27 protein-coding genes and 2 tRNA genes are annotated in these 23,880 nt (G+C 34.1%); 19 read left to right on the top strand and 10 right to left on the bottom strand.

Annotated elements, in window-relative coordinates:
- Nucleotides 1-851: 851 nt before the first annotated feature.
- Nucleotides 852-1,919, bottom strand: coding sequence for a redox-regulated ATPase YchF (gene ychF / locus NTY12_05360; GenBank protein MCX6793413.1), 1,068 nt, complete (start codon nt 1,917-1,919; stop codon nt 852-854).
- 166 nt (nt 1,920-2,085) lie between these two features.
- Here ychF and NTY12_05355 point away from each other — a divergent pair, with 166 nt between their 5' ends.
- Both NTY12_05355 and NTY12_05350 read left to right on the top strand, forming a co-directional pair.
- Nucleotides 2,086-2,760, top strand: coding sequence for an SdpI family protein (locus NTY12_05355; protein ID MCX6793412.1), 675 nt, complete (start codon nt 2,086-2,088; stop codon nt 2,758-2,760).
- A gap of 283 nt (nt 2,761-3,043) precedes the next feature.
- Nucleotides 3,044-3,117: transfer RNA gene (locus tag NTY12_05350), tRNA-Asp, on the top strand.
- A 1,564-nt stretch (nt 3,118-4,681) separates the two neighbouring features.
- Here the strand turns inward: NTY12_05350 and NTY12_05345 are convergent.
- The 7 genes from NTY12_05345 to NTY12_05315 all read right to left on the bottom strand — a co-directional run bounded on the left by NTY12_05345 (nt 4,682) and on the right by NTY12_05315 (nt 9,873).
- Complete coding sequence (locus NTY12_05345; GenBank protein ID MCX6793411.1) at nt 4,682-5,155, bottom strand: hypothetical protein; 474 nt, start codon at nt 5,153-5,155, stop codon at nt 4,682-4,684.
- A 68-nt stretch (nt 5,156-5,223) separates the two neighbouring features.
- On the bottom strand, nt 5,224-6,306 hold the full coding sequence (locus NTY12_05340) for an HpaII family restriction endonuclease (GenBank protein ID MCX6793410.1): 1,083 nt from the start codon (nt 6,304-6,306) through the stop codon (nt 5,224-5,226).
- Nucleotides 6,299-7,201, bottom strand: a complete 903-nt coding sequence (locus NTY12_05335) for a DNA cytosine methyltransferase (GenBank protein ID MCX6793409.1) — start codon at nt 7,199-7,201, stop codon at nt 6,299-6,301. The genes NTY12_05340 and NTY12_05335 overlap by 8 nt, the downstream gene beginning before the upstream one ends.
- 4 nt (nt 7,202-7,205) lie before the next feature.
- Nucleotides 7,206-7,385, bottom strand: coding sequence for a helix-turn-helix domain-containing protein (locus tag NTY12_05330; protein MCX6793408.1), 180 nt, complete (start codon nt 7,383-7,385; stop codon nt 7,206-7,208).
- Nucleotides 7,386-7,508: 123 nt separating this feature from the next.
- Complete coding sequence (locus NTY12_05325) at nt 7,509-8,630, bottom strand: hypothetical protein (GenBank protein MCX6793407.1); 1,122 nt, start codon at nt 8,628-8,630, stop codon at nt 7,509-7,511.
- Nucleotides 8,627-8,794, bottom strand: coding sequence for a hypothetical protein (locus tag NTY12_05320; GenBank protein ID MCX6793406.1), 168 nt, complete (start codon nt 8,792-8,794; stop codon nt 8,627-8,629). Before NTY12_05320 ends, NTY12_05325 begins: the two co-directional genes overlap by 4 nt.
- Nucleotides 8,795-8,874: 80 nt before the next feature.
- Entirely contained in the window at nt 8,875-9,873 is a 999-nt protein-coding gene (locus tag NTY12_05315; protein ID MCX6793405.1) for a hypothetical protein, read from the bottom strand.
- 255 nt (nt 9,874-10,128) lie between these two features.
- On the opposite strand from NTY12_05315, the gene NTY12_05310 reads away from it, so the two are divergent.
- From NTY12_05310 to NTY12_05280, 7 genes are all read left to right on the top strand, one after another.
- Nucleotides 10,129-10,201: transfer RNA gene (locus NTY12_05310), tRNA-Arg, on the top strand.
- Nucleotides 10,202-10,209: 8 nt separating this feature from the next.
- Complete coding sequence (locus NTY12_05305; protein ID MCX6793404.1) at nt 10,210-10,998, top strand: hypothetical protein; 789 nt, start codon at nt 10,210-10,212, stop codon at nt 10,996-10,998.
- 335 nt (nt 10,999-11,333) lie between these two features.
- Complete coding sequence (locus tag NTY12_05300) at nt 11,334-12,755, top strand: hypothetical protein (GenBank protein MCX6793403.1); 1,422 nt, start codon at nt 11,334-11,336, stop codon at nt 12,753-12,755.
- Between the two features lie 22 nt (nt 12,756-12,777).
- Entirely contained in the window at nt 12,778-13,374 is a 597-nt protein-coding gene (locus NTY12_05295) for a hypothetical protein (GenBank protein ID MCX6793402.1), read from the top strand.
- A 451-nt stretch (nt 13,375-13,825) separates the two neighbouring features.
- Nucleotides 13,826-14,176, top strand: a complete 351-nt coding sequence (locus NTY12_05290) for a hypothetical protein (protein MCX6793401.1) — start codon at nt 13,826-13,828, stop codon at nt 14,174-14,176.
- A gap of 5 nt (nt 14,177-14,181) precedes the next feature.
- Nucleotides 14,182-15,150 (top strand): hypothetical protein, encoded by a 969-nt coding sequence (locus tag NTY12_05285; GenBank protein ID MCX6793400.1) that lies wholly within the window; start codon nt 14,182-14,184, stop codon nt 15,148-15,150.
- An 89-nt stretch (nt 15,151-15,239) separates the two neighbouring features.
- Nucleotides 15,240-15,725, top strand: coding sequence for a hypothetical protein (locus NTY12_05280; GenBank protein MCX6793399.1), 486 nt, complete (start codon nt 15,240-15,242; stop codon nt 15,723-15,725).
- Nucleotides 15,726-15,776: 51 nt separating this feature from the next.
- Here NTY12_05280 and NTY12_05275 read toward each other — a convergent pair whose 3' ends face one another.
- Both NTY12_05275 and NTY12_05270 read right to left on the bottom strand, forming a co-directional pair.
- A complete protein-coding gene (locus NTY12_05275) occupies nt 15,777-16,529 on the bottom strand; it encodes a class I SAM-dependent methyltransferase (protein ID MCX6793398.1) in 753 nt (250 codons plus the stop codon).
- Between the two features lie 5 nt (nt 16,530-16,534).
- Nucleotides 16,535-18,181: a pyridoxal-phosphate dependent enzyme gene (locus tag NTY12_05270; GenBank protein MCX6793397.1), complete on the bottom strand. Its 1,647-nt coding sequence runs from the start codon at nt 18,179-18,181 to the stop codon at nt 16,535-16,537.
- 113 nt (nt 18,182-18,294) lie between these two features.
- On the opposite strand from NTY12_05270, the gene NTY12_05265 reads away from it, so the two are divergent.
- From NTY12_05265 to NTY12_05220, 10 genes are all read left to right on the top strand, one after another.
- Nucleotides 18,295-18,807 (top strand): GrpB family protein, encoded by a 513-nt coding sequence (locus NTY12_05265; GenBank protein MCX6793396.1) that lies wholly within the window; start codon nt 18,295-18,297, stop codon nt 18,805-18,807.
- A gap of 9 nt (nt 18,808-18,816) precedes the next feature.
- Nucleotides 18,817-19,446 carry a hypothetical protein gene (locus NTY12_05260; protein ID MCX6793395.1) on the top strand — a complete coding sequence of 210 codons (630 nt, stop codon included), beginning with the start codon at nt 18,817-18,819 and terminating at the stop codon, nt 19,444-19,446.
- Between the two features lie 25 nt (nt 19,447-19,471).
- The gene (locus NTY12_05255) at nt 19,472-19,984 is read left to right on the top strand and encodes an ATP-binding protein (protein ID MCX6793394.1); all 513 of its coding nucleotides are present in this window, start codon (nt 19,472-19,474) and stop codon (nt 19,982-19,984) included.
- A 41-nt stretch (nt 19,985-20,025) separates the two neighbouring features.
- Nucleotides 20,026-20,748, top strand: a complete 723-nt coding sequence (locus tag NTY12_05250; GenBank protein MCX6793393.1) for a VIT family protein — start codon at nt 20,026-20,028, stop codon at nt 20,746-20,748.
- A 133-nt stretch (nt 20,749-20,881) separates the two neighbouring features.
- Nucleotides 20,882-21,283 carry a hypothetical protein gene (locus NTY12_05245; protein MCX6793392.1) on the top strand — a complete coding sequence of 134 codons (402 nt, stop codon included), beginning with the start codon at nt 20,882-20,884 and terminating at the stop codon, nt 21,281-21,283.
- A gap of 76 nt (nt 21,284-21,359) precedes the next feature.
- Nucleotides 21,360-21,914 carry a sigma-70 family RNA polymerase sigma factor gene (locus NTY12_05240; GenBank protein MCX6793391.1) on the top strand — a complete coding sequence of 185 codons (555 nt, stop codon included), beginning with the start codon at nt 21,360-21,362 and terminating at the stop codon, nt 21,912-21,914.
- Nucleotides 21,887-22,384 (top strand): hypothetical protein, encoded by a 498-nt coding sequence (locus tag NTY12_05235; GenBank protein ID MCX6793390.1) that lies wholly within the window; start codon nt 21,887-21,889, stop codon nt 22,382-22,384. The genes NTY12_05240 and NTY12_05235 overlap by 28 nt, the downstream gene beginning before the upstream one ends.
- 102 nt (nt 22,385-22,486) lie before the next feature.
- Nucleotides 22,487-22,750 carry a metalloregulator ArsR/SmtB family transcription factor gene (locus NTY12_05230; protein MCX6793389.1) on the top strand — a complete coding sequence of 88 codons (264 nt, stop codon included), beginning with the start codon at nt 22,487-22,489 and terminating at the stop codon, nt 22,748-22,750.
- Nucleotide 22,751: 1 nt separating this feature from the next.
- The gene (locus NTY12_05225) at nt 22,752-23,654 is read left to right on the top strand and encodes a DUF2892 domain-containing protein (GenBank protein ID MCX6793388.1); all 903 of its coding nucleotides are present in this window, start codon (nt 22,752-22,754) and stop codon (nt 23,652-23,654) included.
- Nucleotides 23,655-23,679: 25 nt separating this feature from the next.
- Nucleotides 23,680-23,880 (top strand): DUF2892 domain-containing protein, encoded by a 201-nt coding sequence (locus NTY12_05220; GenBank protein ID MCX6793387.1) that lies wholly within the window; start codon nt 23,680-23,682, stop codon nt 23,878-23,880.

The following is a 23,880-nucleotide window of genomic DNA, read 5'->3' as shown; positions in this document are numbered from 1 at the left end:
GTTGTTGAACAAGAATGGACTTATGCTGCTACCTTTGCAATGATTGCAGATCCAACCATTTTTTCTTCCTGTTGCATTACATTCGGAACAACCATTAAGTGTATTGATTCTGCCATGGCCATTGCACGTATCACAATCTACTTTGGTAGGGATTTCTTTTGGCATGTCCCAATCTTCAACGTAGCCTTTTTGGGGGTCTTTCCACACTGTGCCTGATCCTTTGCAATCAGGACATTTGGTTCCGCCGACTAACTTAAAATTTTTAGGCATTTTATATTCCTTCCTTATTTTCTCGGGTTAATTGTAAAGTACTATAGACTGGTAATTTATTCTTAAATTATTTTTTGTCAATTTTAGAAAAATAAAAAAGACCCTTGAGCTTTGTCATATTACAACGCAGCTCGCAGGTCTTTTTTGTATTCATAGGTTAAACCTATTAACTTCGACTATCCCCAACGGTAGTCTAGTTATTAGATTTAATCCGTTCCTGTGAACACAGTATTCTTGAAAGTAACAAATGAACGATTTTTAAAAGTTAGCGAGACAAGTGCTTTTGATTAATTCAAAGTGTTGGTTAGTCACCAAGAGCCTGCGCTTATCAACGCTAACTTTTTTTTTGCCTCAAAGTGCATATTCTGAGCCTTAGCTCAGGGTATCAGTTCGAGGGCTTATTGCATTAGAGGTAATTTTTTTACCACCAACTTTTACAAGAGTATCTAGCTAATGGCAACTACACAAATGATTTGTATAGGTATGGATTTGCCTTAGCTAGACGACTCTTAATCACTATTAGGGAGAACAATGAACTATTTGTTTTGTAGCTTAATATTAAATTAAATTTCTGTCAAATTTTAACGATTAACCAGGAAATTACAGACATCGCCATCTTGCATCTTATAGTCTTTACCTTCAGTACGCATCAATCCTTTAGAGCGAGCTTCAGCTTCAGATCCAACTTCAACAAATTTTTCCCAGTTTATAACTTCGGCTCTAATGAACCCTTTAATAAAATCAGTGTGAATCACTCCTGCCGCCTCGGGCGCTAAAGCACCATCGCGAACAGTCCAAGCGCGAGTCTCGTCTTTTCCGGTTGTAAAGAAAGTAATTAGGCCAAGCAATTTATAGCCAGCTCTAATTAAACGATCTAGACCACTTTCTTTCAAACCTAATTCTTGAATGTAAGAAGCTTGCTCTTCTTCTGGTAAAGATGTAATTTCAGCTTCTAATTTAGCATCAATCGCAATTACTGATCCGTCATCCCAACCATGTCGCGCTTCATTATCTTTATCATTAACATTTAAGACGTACATTAAAGGCTTGGCAGTGATTAGACATAAGCTTTTTACAAAGGGCTTATCATCTTCATGAAATTCCAAATTGCGAACGGCGCCGCCTTTCTCAAGTTCGTCTTTTATTTTTTGTAAAACATCTTTAATTCGCAAAGCCTCTTTAGTCGCGCCTGCCTTAGTATCGCCGATAGCTTTTTTTAATCTTTTATCAACGCTCGCTAAATCAGCCAAAGCTAATTCAAGGTGAATTGTTTCACGATCAGAGTCAGGATCAATTTTATTACTGACGTGAATAATATTTGTGTCTTCAAATTGTCTAACGACTTCGCAGATTGCATCACACTCTCTAATGTGTGATAAAAATTGATTACCTAAACCTTCGCCCTGAGAAGCGCCTTTAACCAGTCCGGCAATATCAACGAATTCAATTACGGTTGGAATTATTTTTTCAGGTTGTGATATCAAAGCCAGTGCGTCGAGGCGGCTATCAGGTACTTTAACCAAGCCAACGTTTGGTTCGATGGTACAAAAAGGATAGTTAGCCGCTTCGGCTTGCTTTTTAGTTAGAGCAGTAAATAAAGTTGATTTGCCAACATTAGGTAAACCGACAATTCCAATAGATAAGGGCATAAATGGTAAAAAGTGTTATAATATGGTTATAGGTTAGCAGATGTAGTCTTTAATTTCAAATACTAAATTCTAAATTTTAAAACAATGTTTAATGAGTTAATGTTTAAAAAATTTAAAATTAAGTCATTATTTTGAAATTTATAATTTATAATTTAAAATTGTCTTTATGAATCCTGTAAAACCCAGCTGGAAAACTGATTGGTTACCGATTGTTCTAATTGGTATTTCAATTGGTGTCGGCTCTTATCTTCAAGTTTACTTACCAAACTTAGTGCCATCGCACTGGGGTTTTAATGGCGAGGTTGATGGCTATAGTAGTCGAACCTTTGGCGCTTGGTTTGTGCCAGCTTTAATGATCGGAATTTATCTATTATTTTTAGCTTTGCCTTATTTTGATCCCAAGAAAGAGCATTATGCAAACTTCGTTGAAGCTTATCATGGCCTAAAGAATTTAATGGTTACTTTCTTTTTTGTAACTTATATTTTAATTAGCGCTACTGGTTTAGGTTTTGATATTCCGGTTGGCTCATTGATGCCGGTTGGAATTGGTCTATTATTTATTGGTATTGGCTATTTTATAAAGTCAGTTAAACAGAATTGGGCGATTGGTGTGCGCACACCCTGGACAATGGAAAGTCCTACGGTTTGGAAAAGAACTAACGAATTAATGGCGCGTTTAATGTTGTTAGGCGGAGTACTGCTAACTTTGTGCGCTTTCCCGATTGAAGATATTTATAAGGCAACTCTGCTTATTATAACTATCGTGGTTATTGCCGTGGTGCCAATAGTTTATTCTTATTTTATATATAGAGCAGAACAGAAGGGAAAGAAGAAGAAATAGCTTATATTGACTGTTTATTGCCTAGATGTTAGTATGGTTTAGTAATTTTATTGTTTTTTTGTGTCATCCTGGCGAAGGCCAGGATCCATTATTTCGTAGTAATACGACATAGCCTTACTAGTTATTATTCCGTGTTAAATTCGTTATCATGGATCCTGAAACAAGTTCAGGATGACGACCGTTGGAGCGGTAGTTCAGCTTGCCCCGCCCAGATGGGCGGGGTGAAGTTAGAATGCTGCCCTCTATCTTTAATAAAATAAATAAGTAAATAGTTCACTACCTTGGAGCGGTAGTTCAGTTGGTTAGAATGCTGCCCTGTCACGGCAGAGGTCGCGGGTTCGAGTCCCGTCCGCTCCGCATATCGCAACTCAGAGCCCTTTGGTATATCTTATCAAAGGGTTTTTTGTATGTAATCGTTAGGTTTTTGTCCTTTAGTGTTGAGTTCAAGAGTAGAAAATTTAGTAAATCTTGTCTTTCGTCGGGATTTGCATTTTCATAAAGAAAACTTGCCATATTTGCGAGTTCTAGAATATCTACGCCAGTTTGGTAATAATCAATGTTGGCCTGCGTATACTTGGCTATTTTGCCCTCAACGTCTTTTATGCTGTCTGCTAGCTCGCTGGCTTTTTGTGAGTAATACTCTTTGCTTATTGTGCCGTCTAATCTGTCTTCATATAAAACGCTCAAATTATTTTCCAAACGTTTTTTCTCAGTTTCTAAAAATTCTTTTGTTTTATCCTCTGTTTCTCGTTTCATATACAAAGAGGTCTTTAGTCCGCTAGCTACGTATGAAATCGCCTGCTGGGGTATTTTAAGGCCTCCTAGCTTGCCTATAACCTGCTCATCTAGTTTCTCTTCCTTAATCGGTGTTTGCTCACAAATTGTCTTAAACTTTGTGCAGTTATAATAAACATATTTTTTGCCATTCGGTTTGGTTTTTCTTGTGCCGATAACGTGTCTTCCGCAATATCCGCAATCCAATAAACCCTTATAAATAAATTCTTGGGTATTATATTTAGATAATGCTTTTTTATTTCTAAAACTACCCAAAATACTTTGCACCTTGTCCCAAAGTTGTTTGGTTATCAATGGTTCGTGCGAGCCCTTATGAGTTTTGCCTTTCCAAAAGAAATCGCCGTAATAAACGGGGTTTCTTAGAATACGCTGAATACTGCTTTTAGTTAAAGTTGTTATTTTTGAAGTGCTTGGTAAATTAGCCAGTATTAGCAAACCCTCGCTTTCAATTTTTTTAGTTAGATTTTTGATTGAGTATAATCCCGTAGCATACCATTCAAACATTTTAATAACTAAATCTTTATTTTTATCATCAATAATTAAAACGCTTTTGTTGTTTCTTTTTTCTAATTTATAACCTAGCGGGGGAGTGCTACAAGGAAAAATTCCACTCTCAGCTTTTTCTTTTAAGCCCTTTTTAACTTCTTCGCTAAGGTTATCAATATAATTTTTAGCCATTAACAATTTAATGCCGTGAATAAACTTTTGATGAGATGAAGCATCCTTACCAATTTTTTCATTTTCTTTAACTAGAATAACCGAGACATTGAGCTCGTCAATAATGACGTAATCTTTGAAGTTGCGATATAGGCGGTCTGTTTTTTCAACTAATATGGTATCAATTTTTTTATTCTTTTTTAGAAATTCAACCATTTCGCCAAAATTACTTCGCCCCGAACGTTTAGCTGTTTCGTCGTCTTCAAACTCCTTGGCAATTTCAAAGTCATTTACTCTGGCATAATCCCAAAGCAATTTTTTTTGAGAGGGTATTGAGTAGCCCTCTTCCTTTTGCTCCCTTGAGGAAACCCTGACGTAAATAACAGCTTGTTTCATATTTTTTATTTTCTTAAAATTACTTTTTCAATTTCTTCATTTTTATCAATTTCTCGGGCTAAGATAATCGCTTTCATAGAAATAAAGAAATTATGGAAATAATGATAGCGATTAAGGACAACACAGTTGTGATTGGATTTTCCGTTGCCTTATGGATGAAATAACGCCAATTACTTTTTCCTTTTGTTGTGAGGACAATACTTTCAATAGTGAACTTTGCACCTTCATCAAAATCAGGTCCTTGATTGGTTGCCGTTGTAGCATATTTTATTCCTTCCTGTGTGCCTATCATCACAAGTCCGTCTGCTTCCATTCTTTTCATTTCTGCCCTAATACTGTTGCTTGAAATAGGAGAAATCAAACCATTTTCTTTAGTTATAGAGTGCTTGTCGTTGAAACGCTTTATAACAAATTTATAATCAGGAAAATCAAGATACTCTTCAACAGAGTAATCACATTCGTATTGCTCAAAAAACTCAGTGTATTCATTCTTGAAGCCACTTTCGTCTTCCAAGCATCTCAATAGTTTGATAAGTTTATTTCTCATATAAGGTTTCTGCTATTCGTATTGGACCCTTTTTTAGGTCTGCAGGTTTTGCGGTTTTTATTTTCATATTATTTTATAAATCTAACTTGTAAGTTCAGTTTGATGAAGAAACGACCGTTTTCTTCAATGATTTTTCCTATTCCGTATCTTGTCGTGCTTGGCGTATCAAGCTTAGTGTTATTCAAAAGATACTCTTGAAAATCCTCTAGATTGTATAAATAATAGCAAAGAACGTCGCCGTCTTTTTTTACTAATAAAAAGCCACCCAAGCTTGTAAGTATTCCGTTCCAATCAGTATTGGGCATCATTCCTAAGGCCATAATACTTAGAAACTCTTTTATCTTATGAGTTGGCTGTTTGCTCTGTTTATCAGTAGTAGGAAAGTTGAGATTAACTAATGGAGAAAGATTATTTGCATCTTTTGAATAATAAGATAAAAGTATTTTTGCAATATAAGCTGGTAAATTGCTATCAATCAGGGAAAGATTATTTTGAAATGTATTGCTGTCAACTTTATTAAATACAATGTTGAAACCAGAATTTATCAATAAGTTTATATTATCTTTTACGTTTTTGTCGTGTAGTTTAGGTAAATCTTTCGGAATTTTCATATTTGCATCAAGAACCTCAAAAGTGAAGTTTGTTGCTTTTGATGCGTTTATCAGAGTTGAGGGGCTACCAAGTTGTGATTTTATACTAAAGCCAATCTCGGGGCTTGGTCGTTTGGTTTTTACATCAAAGACTACTAAGTCTAAATCCTTTTTGTTATAGCTAGATGCTTTTATAATTTCTTTTTGTAAAACTTGCATCATTTCAGAACCAGCTACTAGAGGGAAAGCTCGTCCCTCATTTTTTGCTGATAAGCTTTCAAACATTTTTTTCAAAATACTTTGTATTTTTTGAACCTTTATTGAGGTTAGTTTTTTCGTGCCAGTAAAAATATCAATAACTTTATCGTTGATTTCATAGGTCATTTTTTCTTTACCTATTTTTTCTGCAAAAATTATTTTCAAAACTTTATAAAATAAATCCTCTTTTCTATTTTGGTTTTTATCAGCACCATAAACACCACCGTTTGCTAAAAGGAAAGCTAAAGCATATAGTTCGCTCCATTCGCCAACATTTCCTGTTGTTTGTTTTTTATTATTCATAGTGTTTTTTTAGTGCTTCAATAACTTTTTTTGCATAATCTTGTATTGCATAAATAGCAACGCTGTTGCCCAATTGCTTCATAGCTTGGCTATCTGAAACAGGAAACATAAAATCATCAGGGAAGCCCTGCATTTTTTTCCCCTCTTTTGGAGTAATTCTTCTCACTTTCCCATTTACTAAATAACTATCCCAGTTTCTTCTATCTGTAATTTTTGAACCTTTACCACCAACCCTTAGAGTAAATCCAATTTCTCTGTTTACCTTTGCACCACCAAATACATCAGACATATTAAAAGCAAGCGGTCTTTTTTTAGGAAATTCAAAAGGTATTTTTTTGTCCCTAAAACCAATCATAAATAAACGAGGACGATTTTGAGGTAGCCCGTGCTCTGATGCTTTTACGATATTGTGATAGAAAGAATAGCCGAGCTCTTCCGTTATAATTTTCTTTATAGTTTCAAACGTTTTTCCATTATCGTGAGCATAAAGGTGTTTAACATTTTCAATAAAAAATGCCTTTGGTTTTTTAACACGTATAATTTCAGCTATGTCGTAAAACAATGTGCCCCGTGTATCTTCAAACCCCCTTTTGAAACCAGCTTGGCTAAATGGTTGGCAGGGAAACCCACCAGTTAAAATATCAAAATCAGGAATTGATTTTTTGTCTATTTTTGTAATATCTCCAACAAAGTTTCCTGATGAAAACAGTTTAGGGCTAACTTTTTCAAAGTTTGCTTGGTATGTTTTTCTTGCTGGTTCGTCCCATTCTGATGCAAAGACACAATCAGCACCAACATTATGAAATGCGAAATGAAAACCGCCAATACCAGCAAATAGGTCAATAAAGGTGTATTTCTTGTTCTTAGGTTTTTTATTATTTTTCTTTGTTTTCATAGTGTTATTTGGTGCTTACTTTTTTAAGAAAATTAGTAAATTCATTTTCGTCTATTCTGAATTCTTTGCCGATTTTATATGCTAAAATTTTACCCGCCTTAATGTATCGGTAAATTGTCATATTAGAAACTCTTATTTTCTTGGCGAGCTCTTCAACTAGATAAAACTCTTTTTTTTCGGTCATATTTTTATATGTTTTTAGCCCAACCAAATTTAGCTTGTCCATTGGGGTAATGCTTGGTTGTTGAGCACGGAAACGTGCTTAATTACATTTTACCTCATTTAACAATGGTTGACAAGTAGATTTTTAGTCAGTTTTTATAATTTCAAATTTTTCGTGCTGTTCCCTTAAAAAAGCTATTAAATTTGGTAGTTTACTATCAATCTCTCCCAGCTCAGTAAGTATTAAAGACACCTCTTTTTTTAACCGATTAACGCTCCCTCCGTTATAGTTTGTCTTTATTTTCTCCCAAGTTCCTTTTACACCAAATATAGTAGCCATACGCACCCAGCGAAACAGCTTGTCTTGCTGACACTGAGTTATTTTTGAGCGGTCTAGATATGTTAAAAGTTCGTTTTCTCCCATTTCTGATAAGGAAACAAGTCCTGTTGAAACGTCATCAAAAACTTTATTAAAGCTGTCTAATAAAATGCCTTTGGCTAGGTCTTTGTTTAATATCTCTTCTAGGGTAAAATCTTTCTTTTTTCCATTTTTTAGTCGTCTCCAAACAACTGCCTCCAAGCTTGTTTTCCTTTGTAGGGAAAGTTCAAATTTTATAGCACATCTTAGAGTTTGATTTTGTTTTACTGATGCAATAATTTTTTTCTCATTTTCAGTGTATCCATTGTTTATAATTTCGCTGAATTTGTCATAAATACAATATCCCTGTGTGTTATTCCAGAATTTCATAGCTATACCCTCGCATCCGTCATAAAATTCTTTAAGGGTAAAATCAGATTGTTGTTTATAGTTAAATCTTGAAAGAATATGAATAACTTGATTAGCTTGGCCTAGGTAGCTTGGCAATGCTATAACCTTTGAAAAATCAGCCCGTCTAATTATTGCCTTTTTAATTTCATCTATTGTCGTTGTTATGCCAACCTCTTCTAAATAGCCCTTTAATAATCTATAAATTTTATCAAGTTGTGCGTCGTCAATTTCTGCTAAATTCGTGCCATAAATTGCCTTGGGTAAAGAAATTTGTATTTCTAAGCTTTCTTTAATTTCTCCTAGCCCTGCCTTTTTATTTGATAGTGTTATAGACGGAAAGTATCGCCTTTTTTTATGTTGAAGCTTCAAATACTCTCCGCAATTTTGAGAGCTAACTCCATAGCCCTTACCACCAATCTCTTTTTTTCCATACAGCTTATTTTTTTCTTCTAACTTATATTGGTCGTCTTGTAAAATAATAGTAATACTATCAATCATAACTTACCCTCCTTTTCTAGTCGCCATTTTATCTTTTGCAGAGTGCCAAAAAAACCAAGCAAATTATACTTTGCTTCTAAAACTTCTTCTTCTGATAAATCAAACGCTTCCATTAAAATATGGTCGTCGTTGTTATTTTGTTTTTTCTGACATTTTTCGGACATAAAAAATCTGAGAGCATTATACTCTCAGATTAACAAATGGACGGTTGATAAATGTTGACGACAAGTTGATGAAAAGTTTATCAACTTTTTAGATATTTTGGGTTAATCCTAAACTTATCAGTATTATGGTCTATAAAATCGTTAATCCCTGTCTTTAGCTGAACCAAATCATTAAGTTTTCTGGCCGCATAATAAACTTTATTTTTTTTAACTTCATCTTCTTCATTGTAGCCCCAATCTTCTGTTATTTCATCTTCGTGCCAATAACGCTCAGGTTCTTGCAAGAGTGTCTTGATAAGCAAAACTGGGTCGGTCTGCTTTTTCTTTCTAGATAGTTCAATTTCTTTGCCTGCGAATAGAAGAATGTTTTGGCTTTCTTCGTATTTCTCAAAAATGTTTTCAGGATTTTCTTTTTTATAATTGCTTGTCATTTCCTCTAACAATGGCTCAAGAACCATAATACTAGCATACGCTTTACTTTCGGTGTCAGTAATCTCTTTGTCTTGCCATAACCGTCTAACTTTAATAAACCCAAGTTTTTCAAGTGCGTATAAAGTATGGACAAACAGTGTGCCGTATTTAGCATCGCCATCACTGTCCTTAAAAGAAAAATCTCGTATAACAAAATTATTTCCGTATTTTTCTAAAAATTGTCCGAATTTTACCTCTTGAATAAAGTCGGCTTTTTGTCTTTCAAAGGTCAAGCAATTTTTATCATAAATAATAAGCTCCCCATTTAAGAAACGGTCAATATATTCATCTAAAAACGCTCTCAGCTTACTAATATCCTTTTCTGATAAATCGGGCTGAAAATAAAGCTGAGGCAAAACGCTAGGGAAAAATGGTTTGAGTAAATCAAGCTGTTCTATTGTAATGTCGCCGTCGTGAACAAACGAACCACACGCTTCAAGGATTGCCTGTTTTTCTTCAAGTGTATAATCCTTTAATCTCTCATCGCTTGGCGGAAAATGTAAATCTTCATCAGGCACATCTGAATAACGGCCTATAGAGCCCATTTTAACGCCCGCCTTAGAAAAAGCTTTTTTCAAAAACTCATAAGTTTCAGAATAGTGCCACATACTACATAGACATAAGTCCCTAAACCCAAAATATCGCTGAGGCCAGAAATCCCGAGTAGCATAAACCCAAAGACTGAAAAAATAAGCGTCTTTAATAAAAAATTGGCTCTCTTGTGTTTCTTCGGGTTTGGTCATATCCTTTCTTATGGTATACAATAGTATACATAGTTTTTCAACCCTCAAACCAAAATGCTTATAAGGACACAAAAAAGAAGACAATAATAAAACCGCCTACTATGACGGTTATTTGTCTTTGTCCCCGTAAGCTAATTGGATAAACTATCCCGCTTCTATCGGGTTTTTAGAGGTTCAAGTCCTCTCGGGGGCACTAAAATTATGGATGAAAAAAAGTTTAGATTATATATTGACGAATCGGGCACACACGATTATTCAACTATCGATGATATTAAAAACCGCTATCTTGGATTGACTGGTATTATTATTAGTGAAAAAGAAAATATAGAAGTATTACAACCAAAACTTTTAGAGATGAAAAGATTAGTAGCGAATGATATTGATGAATTGCCTATACTTCATAGAGAAGAAATTATAAATAAAACTGGAGATTTTGCGAAACTAAATGACCCAGAAGTAGAAAAGAAGTTTAATGATATATTGTTTGATTTATTAGATAATATGGATTTTACTTTATGCGCAGTAGTTTTAGATAAAAAATCTCATCACGAAAGGTATCAAAAATCAGCATTTCATCCTTATCATTACTGTATGAATGTTCTTATAGAACGCTATGTTTTTTGTTTAGAAGAAAAAGGCGGGAGAGGAGATGTTGTGGCTGAAGCTCGCGGCAAAAAAGAAGATTGCGCTCTTAAGACTGAATATCAACGTTTTTATGAAAATGGAACTTATTTTTGTAAAAACTCCTACGTTCAAAACTTCTTGACATCAAAAGAGATAAAAATAAAACCCAAGAGCAAAATGTTCGTTGGGCTTGAATTCGCCGATTTATTGTCCCTTGCGACTAAATTAGATATTCTACAAAGCTATAATGAAATACCAACATTAACCGAAAATTTTTGCAAAGAGATTGTTAAAAAAATACAAAAAAATTATCGCCACCCTACTGGTAAATCTATAAATGGTTATGGAAGAAAACTTATCAGATAAATAGAAAATCCAGCTTGCGCTGGATTACTACGATGCCCAAACGGGACATCCCCCTCCGATAAACGGATTACTTATAGTATACCCCTAAAATCCAAAAATTGCAAAAACCCCCTAATTTTAACATTAAATTAAACCTTGATTGCCTCGTGGCTTTTTAGGAAAGTTTCTATTTTTTGGTTGGAGTTATAACCAAGCTCATCTAGGACGCTGACCCAGTCCATAGTCCTAAAATCGTCCCGTAAGCCCCGCACTTAGTTTGTTTTATCGGGTGACCCGGACGCTTAATAAAACAACAATTAGAAAGGCTGATCCGAGATCAGTCTTTTGATTATTCTATGAAAAAAGTTGTATTTTATTCTTGGCAATCAGACTTACCAAACGCTACTAACAGGGGCTTTATTCAGCAATCGCTGGAGAACGCCACAAAGGCTATTGTTTCGGATAATAGCGTAGAGATTGAGCCTGTAGTTGATCGAGACACTCAGGGGGTCTCAGGGTCACCAGATATTTCTGCTACTATTTTTGCAAAGATATCAGCCGCAGATGTTTTCGTGGCCGACGTTTCTTTAGTTGCACGATCTGAAAATGGTCGAGCTACGCCAAATCCAAATGTATTATTAGAGTTAGGGTATGCTTTAAAAAGCATGGGTCACGAACGAGTAATCTTAGTATTTAATAAATTTTTTGGTAATATCGAAAACTTACCATTTGATTTACGAATGAGAAGATTAATGATTTATAACATATCACAAGACGATAAAGATAAAGCAGAGGAGAGGCGAGGGCTAGAAAGACAATTTGAGGCCGCTATCAGGTCCGCTCTAGACCATACTCCAATAGAAAGCAATGAAACAAAGTCAGTAACTATAGCAATAGAGAATATTCAAGCTAATAGAATAATTATATTGCGACGAAAATTAGCAAATTTTTTTAAAAAAATATGTGAGCTTCAGCCTAAAATACATAGCGAAGGCGGAACCGCCGAAGAATTAATTACGGCAATAGATTCTACTCAGGAAAGCATTGTTGATTTTACAAAGATTACAGAAACTGTGTCTGTAATGAATGATCGGGATTCGGCAATGGAAATCTATAAGTGGCTAGGGAATATTTTGGCGAAGTATTATTCCGAATCTAAGAGTGGGCGTATAAGTGATGCTGATGGAGATTATTTCAGATTTATCGGACATGAAATGCTTGTGACCATGGTAGCTCTTTGTATTCGTGAAAAAAGATGGGATATTATTCATGATGTTTTGTTAGAAAATATACCCGTGAAGTATTCTAAATATCCAGGTGAGCATCATAATATTCCTTGGCACGAGTGTTCACGATATGTATATTTACTCGGAGACGAGGCTAGAAAGAGAAGTCGTTTATCACTTCATTCTGATATATTAAATACTCGCCATACCTCTGGAGGGTTATCTGCAGTTATGCCAATAGATGAGTTTAGTGCTGCAGATTTTTATCTTTTCTTGCTAAGCGAATTACCGCCGGTTGAATATAATGATAGAGGCAAGTGGGCTTGGCGTCCATGGAGCGTTCTATATATGAAAGGAACACCCGCTTTTATAAAAAATGCAGATCATAGGAAATACGCTCAGGAGCTTGCTAATTCATTCAATATTTCAAGTATTGATGAAATGAAGAAAAGACTACGAGAGAGATATTCTAATATACACGAACTTTTTCCTGGCGGTCTCTGGGATGTCGGAGTAAGAGAAGAAGATATTAGCAATATAGGAACCCTGTAAGCTGATATTAAATATTATAATTATGCCAACAAAAGAGAAAGATAAAAAAATACTACAGAATAAAATAACGGGAGTTTTTATTTGGGATTTTAAGAAAGGTGATAATATAATTTATAATTTTGAAATTCTTAAAGCTTTATTTGAGGCAAAAAAGAATTACAAAAACGACGGGTTATTATATAATAAGCCAATAACAATAATAATTATTTCTATAATCGAATGCATTTTGGATGACTTCGTAAATAGAGTAAAAGGAAGATCGCAAGACTCTTTGCCAAATATAACGCGAGATGTGATTGATGATTTTAAATATAAAAAGAAAGGTCAAAGCTTAGAGGTAAAAAAATTAGAGAAGTTTACTCATTATATAGACATAGTTAAAAAGCATAATATTTTTGGTGAAAATGATAATTTTTATAAATCACTTTCTTTGCTAAGAGATGTAAGAAATAAAGTACATATTCAGGATTCTAAAGAAAACGAAAGTAAGTTTTTTACCGAAAGAAACCTAAAATTATCAGAAAAGGCCTTGGAAAGAATTATTAAGTATATGGTTGAAATGTATCCAAGGTGGGGCAAGAATGAAAATGCCTTAGATATCCCTTATCCATGGATGTAATTTATGCCCGAATACACCTAAACCATAAATTTATTTGTCTCCTTCACAGTCCCTAATAGAGTCTCTAACGGTTTTTTAAAAGCCACGGTAATTGGCTAATATTTAAAAATAATCATATTAGGTATAGCATTAAATTATAATCATTTTTAAACAATAATATGAAAATATTAAAGAAAATTGCTATTGGGATTATATCAATCTCTTTTATAGCGCTGCCTCTTTTATTCGCGTCTCCTAAGTCTGTTGATGCTATTAGCAGAGTAAGGGGTTATACGACATCTAGGGGCACATATGTTGCTCCACATTATCGTTCAACGCCTAATAGAACCAAGATAGATAATTGGTCAACCAAGGGAAACTATAATCCAATGACCGGAAAAGCGGGTACCAAGAGGTTGTGGTAATTAAAATTAAACGAGTACAAGTTCTGTGCTCGTTTTTTGTAGATAACATGAAATATTTTTTTATATTTATTTTTGTAGTTTTTGCATTCACTGGCTGTTCAAGCCAGGACTCATCTTCTTATGAGGGGTATGATTATAATAGTAACCCGCCAGAAATAAATTATGATGAACCCGATTATATTGATAATAGTGATGACGAAGAATATTATAGCGAAAGTGAAGTAGGGGTAGATGACACAGAGTATTTTAATGGTTATGAATGTACGGATGATTGTAGTGGCCACGAGGCAGGCTATGACTGGGCCGATGAAAAAGGCATAGATGACGTCGATGATTGCGGGGGTAACTCCCAGTCTTTTATCGAAGGCTGCGAATCTTATGTAGAAGATAATTACTAAAAAATATGGAAAAATTTATATTAAGTTTTGTTTTCGTACTCATTTTATTGTTTCCAGCTGTTACTGTTGGTGCTCCAAGCTTAGCTCAAAGACTAAGTGGTAAGATTCTGCTCCAAGTTGAATCTCACGGTGAGGCATGGTATGTAAATCCGGCTAATTTAAATAGATATTACATGGCCGATGGAAATGCAGCTTACAATATAATGCGTAATCTTGGGGTGGGTATTACTAATAGTAATTTAGTAAAACTGCAAAATAATAAAAACTTAGCAAAAAAACAGAGCGGTAAGATCTTTTTACAAGTTGAAGATAAGGGTCAGGCATATTATGTAAATTCGGACGGTACGCTTTATTACTTAAAAGATGGTGACGCAGCTTATAATGCAATGTGGTCCTTGGGCTCAGGAATTAAAAATAATGATTTAAATAAAATTATAGCTAATGAAGAGAATATTATTATAGAAAATCCCGTAGTAGAGGAGCCAAAAGTTATTACATGTGATTTTGGGTATGTTCTAAGTAATAATATCTGCATTACGTATGATCAGTCCTGCTCTAATTCTTACGGGCTATATTCTATTTTTGGCAAAAAGAATGCAGATGGTTCATTGGTATGTTACTGTAAGAGTGGTTATGAGTGGGCATATCCACTAACTAGCAACACTAATTACTGTAAAGAAAAAGTAATATATCAAAATAATTATTATCCGATATTCTATAACGGCGGTGGAGTTATTACTTATGCTCCGAGTGGATGCGATTATTTTATAGTTGAATCTTCCTTAGGTTATTCTTTGTTTGAATGGTTTGGTGGAGCTCTTCCAAATGAAGGCGACGCTCTATATGGGGATTTTTCTGGATATGGTTTTAAAGATTTTTATACAGGATCAAATAGAAAGATTCGTGTTTGGGTAGAAGATTATCTATTATCTAGATCCAGAGCGATAGAAAAGTATGTTGATAAGTGCGATTAATTTCCGTTCCGGTAGAGTCCTCTTGCGAGAGATTTTGCCGCAGCGAAATAATCTCAATTATGATTTAGTATATAATAAAGATTATGTGTATGAATAAAAATAAATTAATTTTACCGGTTGGTATTTTATTAGGATTTTTTATCTTAGGAGGAGTTTATTATGTGGCTCAATCTAAAAGGCAGGCAGCAATAGATAAACAAGAAGCTGATTTAAGAATGCAAACGGAAATTTTTAATAAAAACATGGAATGCGCAAAATTAATAAATGATATAAACGCAAGAATAAAAAAAATTAAAGAATCGGCATTTTTAGTCAGAGAAATAGAATTGAAGGATTTATTTTATAGTAAAAAGATAAACTCCTGTTTATATGTGACCGAGTACTATGACTCCGAGATCGCTAATGGCCCGTATTATATAGTTCTTAATGACGCTCTGGCAAATACTAGAATTAATTCAGCTGCAATAGGTTTTCCGAACTCTAATGAAGAATATTTTAATAAGGATGGTAGTGAAAATCCATCAGGCTGGAAGAAAGTGGAAGAGTTTTATAAATTGGTTAATACTTATAAATAAAATTAATCAACTCCGCCCCGTCACAATCTCCATTAGAGACTGTGACGGTTTTTAATCCGAAATTTTCTTTGTGATCATCAACCCATTATCTAATGCCGCAAGATAATAACTAATAACTCTTTTGTCACAACGGGACAGAGGTAAATGAGTGCCGCTAACTTTTTGCAAATAATCTTGCATCATGTGCCCATAATCATTTACATTGTCAGCAACAATTATCCCGCCAACTTTCATTAAGGGAATTAGTTGCTCAAAATATTTTCCATAATTTTCTTTATCAGCATCAAGAAAAACAAAATCGAGTACGCCCTTATCCCAATCAGCAATAATCTCAGAAGCTTCACCTTCTAGTAAAGTAATTTTGTTAGTTTTGGCTTTAGTGAAAACCTCTTTGGCTAATTTAATTTTTTCAGGATTTAATTCAATGGTAAAAACTTTGCCATTGTTTTTAATTGCGCCTGCAGCAAGATGAAGTGCGGCGTAGCCCGCGGAAGTGCCGACCTCAAGAATATTTTTAGCATCGGTCAACTTAACTAAATATTTAAGAACCTCAGCGCTCTTTTTCGGCACTGACCATAAACGAATAATTTCATCTTTATTTTTTCTACCAAAAGAATGGCTATCATCTGTTTCACTTGGCTGCCAGTCGCTTTCAATTTTTTCAACATAGCTAATCGCTTGTTCTAAATCAGAGTTTTCAGTATCTGTTAAAGAATTATTATCGTCATAGTTAATATTAAGTTGTTTTATTATTTGTTTGGCAATAAAAACACTATCAACTTGATTGAATTCTTTTTCGGTCATAAATTTTATTTATATTGAACTAGCGAGTCACCAGTATTAATAACTAAAACTGAATGTTTTTTAGGATTAAAGCTCGGATCAATTTTTTGTAAGCGAGGTAAGATAGCAAATCCAGAAGCAGCGCTTGGTTCAGCGTCAACTGAATTTTCGGTTAAAGTTTTCATGGCCTTTTTAAGTTCATTATCGCTAACATGGAAAACTTTATAAGGCGCGCGTAATCGTCCTTTTCTGTCTGTTTCTTCATGTCTTGTCCAGCCCCAGCCTTTAGCTAAAAGACTCTTGGTATCGACCCAAATAGGGCCATAAAGCATAATAGCTATAGTCTTAGGATCGCCTGAGCTTACAGGAATGACTTTGGTGTGTAATTTGTGATCATTGATATAATCTATGATTTCGTTACAGAGAATTCCGGCACCAAAAGGCACAATGACGTAATCAGGTGATTCTTTTAATTGTTGTTCAATGGCTTCAATAATAATTTGTACATAAGCCGGTCGATTAAGTCCTTCGGTGATATCAATAAATTCTCCTAGAACCGCTTTGTTTTCTTTGGCTAGATTTTCTAAATCTTTAGCGCGATAAATTTGTTTACTTAAATCAATTGGTAGTATCTGACAAGTTCTTTCAATCTCATCTAGAATTTTTTTGGCTGGAACAATTGTGTTGTGAGTGTCAGGCCCAAATTTTTTCTGTTCTAATGCTGGTGGAACAAAAACTACGGCGCGAGAAACCTCTTGGCCAACAATATTATTTAATTGCTTAGAATAAAAGCCCATGGCTTTAGCGGTGTTGCCGTAAGAAATAGAAGAAAAAGTTGCTTTAGTAATTTTTTCATTATTCTTGTGCTGTTCATAAAGCGGTCTAACCATTTCGTAAGCTAATCTATCCTTAAAGGTTCCGGTTGGATTTTTACTTTCGTCTTTCATCCAAAGGTTTTTAACGCCGAAATTATTATGCAACGCAACTAGCGGAGTGTTACCAGCTTTAACAAGTCTGTCATTAGAAATATCATCGGCTTGCTCCCAGGCAGATAAGAAAAAGCTATGATAACGTTTATAAATTTCTGGAGTTTTAATAACAATAGCTAAAGGATGCTCTCCCCACACAAGATTAATAATGCAATCTTTAAGAATAATAATACCAACCGGAATTTCTAAACGAGTAAAACGAAGCTTGAAGTTAGGAACTGCTTTAAAGTTCCTGCGCATCAAGCCTTCAACGTCTTTACTGGCAATAGTTCTATCATCAACGCCTTTGCGGTTAATTTCAGCGTGGAAATTAATTAAAAGATTACTGATCGTTGGATCATTGTGTTCGTTCTTAAAAGCAAAGGACCAATAAAAGTCTCCTTGAGAAAGATTACGGGTTAATCTGTCGAATAAACCACGGAATGATTCCATGCCTTTATAGACGGTTATCAATTGTTTTCCCTGAGGGTCTAGAATTTCGCTCTCTTGTCTTAAAGTATAATAAGACGCTCGGCCTAGTCCTTTTTGTTCAATAAGATCAAGCTCTTTAAGGCGATTAAGAATTTGCTTAACAGTTGGTCGGGGGATAGCAAGTTTCTCGACTACGTCGTTAGTGCTGATTTGTCCCTGGCTATCAAATAAAGCTAAGGTTTTTTGTTGGTTCACAGATAGTGTATGTTTCATATGTCCAATTATATACTAATATATCCGATTATATCCTATAATGAATTATTTGTCAAGAGGGGCTGTTTATTGGTGTTTTTGTTATATTAATATATCTGATTTATACTTAATATATGATCAATCAAGAACAGCAAGCCTGGCTTAATCATTTAAATGACTCTGACCATGTAAAAATCATTCCATATAATCCCAGCGTTAAAGAAGTTTTTCAGATCATTAAGGCCGAACTGATAAAAATATTGGGCAATATTAGAATTTCTCATCGTGGTTCTACTGCTTTAAAAATTTCAGGTCAAGGCGAGATAGATTTATATATTCCCGTGAGTAAAAAAGATTTTAATATAACGATAAAGAAGTTAGAAAAATATTTAGGCAAACCAGGCAGCGTATATGAATTTGTAAGAGCACGATTTGTTAAGTATATTGAAAATACTAAAATAGAAATATTTGTAATAAACAAAAATGACGAAGGCTGGAAAGCGAGTGTAAGATTTGAAAAATATTTAAAAAACAATCCTAGGGTTCTAAAAGAATACGAGCGGTTAAAAATTAAAGCCAATGGTTTGTCGACCAGGAAATATTACGCCATAAAAATAGCTTATATTAATAAAGTTATAGAATTATAAATTTTCATTATGATTTACTTAATAGGTGGTGCTCCAAAATGCGGGAAAACAACTTTGGCAAAAAAAATATCGAAAGATTTTAATATTCCCTGGATATCCGCAGATACTTTGCAGAATATTGTCTGGGCATATACGCCGAAAGAAAATCATAGAGAAATTTTTCCTCATAAGTATTCTAGAGGCAATAGTAATGATGAATTTTATTCGAAAAATTCCACGGAAGATATAATTGAGAATTATATTATTCAGGGTAGAAATACTTATGCGGCTATTAGTATGATGGCGGAGACTTATCTGACCGATAAGGACGATTTTATTGTTGAGGGTTATGAAGTTACACCTGAAATAGTAAATGATATTTTTACTAAATTTGGCAAGGAGCATATTAAAGTGGTTTTTCTTCTAAAGCATGATAAAGATAAATTTGTTCAAAATGTTCATAAATCAACAACGCCAAATGACTGGATATTACGAAAAACAAAAGATGATTCTACTTTTGATAAAATCGCGAAAATGATTGTTGGATATTCTAGCTATTTTGAGACAGAGGCCAAGAAGTATGGATTTGATGTTTTTGTTATGGATAATGATTTTGAGCAGCAGATTGATTTAATTGAAAAGCATTTGTTTCAAAGGTAAATTTTAAATTTAGACTTTGCGCTCTATGATCAACAATATAAACAGCATTATCGAGTTAATAAAAAAATCTAACAGCACATTATTTATTTTGTGTGGCTTGCCTTATTCGGGCAAAACTTATTTAGCTAATAGTATTATAGAAAAAACGTCGATTGATTATATTAGTATTGATAATATTTTAGATTCGCTCGGTTATGATTGGGATACTAATAAGCTACCAGACGAATTAGGTTGGAAAGAAGTTATGAATAAATCATACGACATGATTCGCTCTAGTTTAGCTAATAAGAAGAATGCTTTATATGACTCAACTAATCATACTCTGGCAAGCAGAAATGATTTAAGAAAAATTGCTAGCGAACTTGATTGCAAGACAGTTGTCCTATTTGTTAATACCTCAGAGGAAATAGTTAGACAACGCTGGTCTGAGAATAAACTAGATCCAAAAAGATTTGTTTTAGATAAGGCCTTGTTAGATAAAACGGTTAATGATTTTGAAGCGCCGAGTGAAGATGAGAATGTTTTGTGTCTATCTTAGGAACTAGTCTATAATAATAGTATATAAATGCATTTTATTTTATGAAAACACCTGAACAAATATTAGAACATAGTGAGCCACACTCAAAAGAATCCGGTGAAAAATTAAACCGCTTGCGAGCGGCGGTTTTAGGCGCTAACGACGGAATTGTTTCAACGGCTTCTTTGATTGTCGGTGTGGCTGGTGCATCAAATACTACGAGTTTTATTTTGACCGCTGGTATCGCCGGCTTAGTCGCCGGCGCTCTTTCGATGGGAGTTGGTGAGTATGTTTCGGTTAGCGCTCAGCGCGATACAGAAAAAGCTCTTATTGAAAAAGAAAAAAAGGAGCTTAAAGATAACTCCGATTTTGAACTTGAAGAGCTTTATAAAATTTATGTCAGCAAAGGTTTGTCAGAAGAAACAGCTCGCATGGTAGCCAGAGAATTAACTGAGCATGATTCTGTTACCGCGCATCTTAACGCCGAGCTCGGCATTGATCCTAATGCTTTAGTTGATCCTTGGCATGCAGCTTTTGCTTCGTCAGCAGCTTTTGTTTGCGGCGCTATTATACCGATTGCTATGGTGATTCTTTCTCCGGTCGAGATTCGAATTCCAGCAACTTTTTTTGGCGTCTTACTCGCTTTGATTACAACCGGTATGCTAAGTGCGCATTTTGGTGGAGCCAGAAAAATAAGAGCGGCTGTACGCGTTGTTTTTGGTGGTATACTTGCGATGATTGTAACCTTTGCTATTGGTAAATTATTCGGGATTGCAGGAATATAAAATAGAGTTAAATTTCAGCAGAATCATTTATGATTCTGCTGTTTTTATTAACTTGGAAGAAAAATCACTTTTCGCTTGTATATATATTGCAGAGCAAAAGGTCGATTTTAAAATTAATTAATAAATACAATATATGAAGAATAAAAAGCTATATATCTCTCTTTTTGTCTTATCTTTGATAATTGTCGCTGGCGTAGTAGTTTCAAATTATGCTTCAGCTTATCAAGGAGATGCTACTAAGCAAGGTCCAAATTATACTGTTGAACGTCATGAGGCTATGGAAAAATCCATGGCTGATAATAATTATGAAGCTTGGAAAGCATTAATGAACGGTCGCGGTCGAGTAACTCAAGTAATTAATAAAGACAATTTCTCTAAATTCATTGAAGCTCACAATTTATCTGAACAAGGCAAAACTGCCGAAGCCCTAGCTATTCGTAAAGAATTAGGCTTAGGCAATGGACAGGGAATGGGTAAAGGTATGGGTAAAGGCATGGGCAAGGGCATGGGACATGATAATTGCTTAAATAAATAGTTAATTATCTAATCTAGGATTTTAAGAATTTAAAGTCCTAGAGAGATAGTTAGTCATTTGTGTTAGACTAAATTGTATGAAAGAACTATCAATATTAGCTGATGAAGTAGTGATCGAGCAGGTTGTTCATCAGGATCAAGAATTATATCGCGAAATAATTGCGCGTTATCAGGAGAAATTATTGCGCTACGCTAATTATTTAGTTCATGATTCTCAAGAAGCGGCTGATATTGTTCAGACCTCTTTTATTAAAGCTTTTGTAAATTTAAATAGTTTTAAAGCTAAACTTAAATTCTCTTCATGGATTTATCGCATCGTTCATAATGAAGCCATTAATAGTTTGCTTAAACATAAAAAAGAACAACCAATTTTAGAAGAGATGGATTTTCCGGCTAAAGAAGACATGGTTGAAGACTTAATGCATCAAGAAGAAAGAGAAGCTTTAAAAACATGTGCTAACAAATTGCCGTTAATATATTCGGAACCCTTACTACTATTTATTTTTGAAGAAAAGAACTACGAAGAAATTAGCGACATTCTTCGTCTACCCTTAGGGACAGTTGGTAGTCGTATTAATCGAGGAAAAACTTTAATTAAGAAAATATGTCAGACTCAACAAAAGAAAAATTAGAAGAAAACATTGTGGCTCTAATTAAGAGCGGTGAAATTAAAATGAAACCACGCTGGTATTTTTTACTCGGCTCTTTAGCGATGGTTATTGGCCTAATTGCTCTAGTTATTTTGTTAATCTTTTTGGTCAGTTTGATTGCTTTTTCTCTGCGGACTCATGGTCCAATGGGTGAGTTACGATATCAAGAATTAGTTTCAAGCTTTCCGGGGTGGGCGCCGATTTTAGCTTTAGCTGGTCTATATTTCGGAGCGAAAGTTTTTAAGAAATTTGATTTTTCCTATAAGAAAAACTTTTTAAGTGTCGTTATTGCAGTCGTCGCGATTATTATAATTAGTGGTTGGCTAATTAATTATTTAGGCCTTGATAATATCTGGCTTAAACGGGGACCGCTAAAAGGTATGTATCAACAATATGATGGCGGCATGATGAGGGGATCTGGCCGTAGAATGATGCAAAATAATCTTCGCTAGCTTTAATTGTAAATTAATAAAAACAGGGTTTTTAGACCCTGTTTTGTTGTATTTGACTTAATTTATTGCAAGGTGTATTATATCAATATATATTGATATAATATGAATAAAAAATTACTTGTATTTATTAAAGCCATCGGTGATCCAACTCGTTTAAGGATTCTTAATCATCTAAAGAAAGAGTGCTGCGTCGGTGATCTTTGGCAAAAATTGAATCTGCCGCAAAATTTGTGTTCCCACCATTTAAGGGTTTTGAAAGAAGCTAAATTAATAACCTCAAAAAAGATGGGTTTGAAGGTCGTATATAAATTGAATGAAGAATTTTTAGAAAGTAATTTAAAAGAGTTAAAAAATTATTTGAATTAATATGAATAAATTTAAAAACGAGAATTCATTGGATCGTTTGCTTAGAATCTTCTTGAGTGAAATATTATTATTGCTCGCCTTCTTTTGGGTGGGCGGAGTTTGGCAAATTATATTTTATATCCTAGGAGCCATCTTATTGTTTACGGCTGTTACTGGGTTTTGTGCAATTTATAAAATTTTTAAGATTAATACATTTAAGCAATTTATAAAGCCATTAAATAAAAAATTAATCTATTCAATTGTAGTTATTTTAATAGCCCTGCCTTTAGCTGGAAGTTATTACAGTAATTTTTTTACAAAGAAGATTTTTCTAGAAGATTATAATCGGATGAATAATTATTATAAACAAACCTTATTTTATACTGGGCAAAATAAAAAAACTGAAAGTGCAGACAATTATGAAAAATTAGCTATCGAATATAAAAAGTTTAATGATAAATATCTTTCCTATCATCCTTATGTAATTAAAAATGATGCCAATTTTAACAACGACTTAATTATCGTTTCAGAAAAGGTGATTAACGCTAAAGATAAAATATATAATGGTGATTTAACTTTATTGCATAAAGACCTAGAAGAAATAAGACCAATTTTTCAGGACATCTTAAAACGCAATGGTTTTTCAATGCTGGCTGTTTCTTTGGTGGATTTTCATGACGCTATGGAAAAAATAATTACAGCCGCAGATAATAAAAATTCTCAGGAAGTCATAGCTGTTTACGACGAAGTTAGCGATAAACTAAAGGCCGTAGAAGAAGTTGCAGCTGATGATGAAATAAAAGCTATTAGATCTAATTTAGACGCACTGCTTGATTTGGCTAATAACAATAAGTCAGAGGAGTTATCTAAAAAGGCTGCCGAATTAAAAAGTAGTTTTATAAAAGTTTATTTAGTCCGTGGTTAAAATTTAATTATTTATATATAAATTTATGAATAAATTTCAAAACGAAGGTAAGCTTGATCGTACGGTGCGTATTATTTTAGGTTTCGTTCTTTTGTTAGTATCAGTTTTTGTTTCCGGCGTTCTACAAATTGTTTTTTATGTTCTCGGTGCCGTTGTGTTAATAACCGGTATCATTGGTTTTTGTGGTGTGTATAAAATTTTGGGCATTAATACTTGCGCAAAATAA

The sequence above is a fragment of the Candidatus Falkowbacteria bacterium genome (assembly GCA_026396835.1).
In the GTDB taxonomy this organism is placed as follows: domain Bacteria; phylum Patescibacteriota; class Patescibacteriia; order Patescibacteriales; family Patescibacteriaceae; genus Patescibacterium.
The sequence above is the reverse complement of the archived record's forward strand: the minus strand, read 5'-3'. Positions and strand labels throughout refer to the sequence as shown.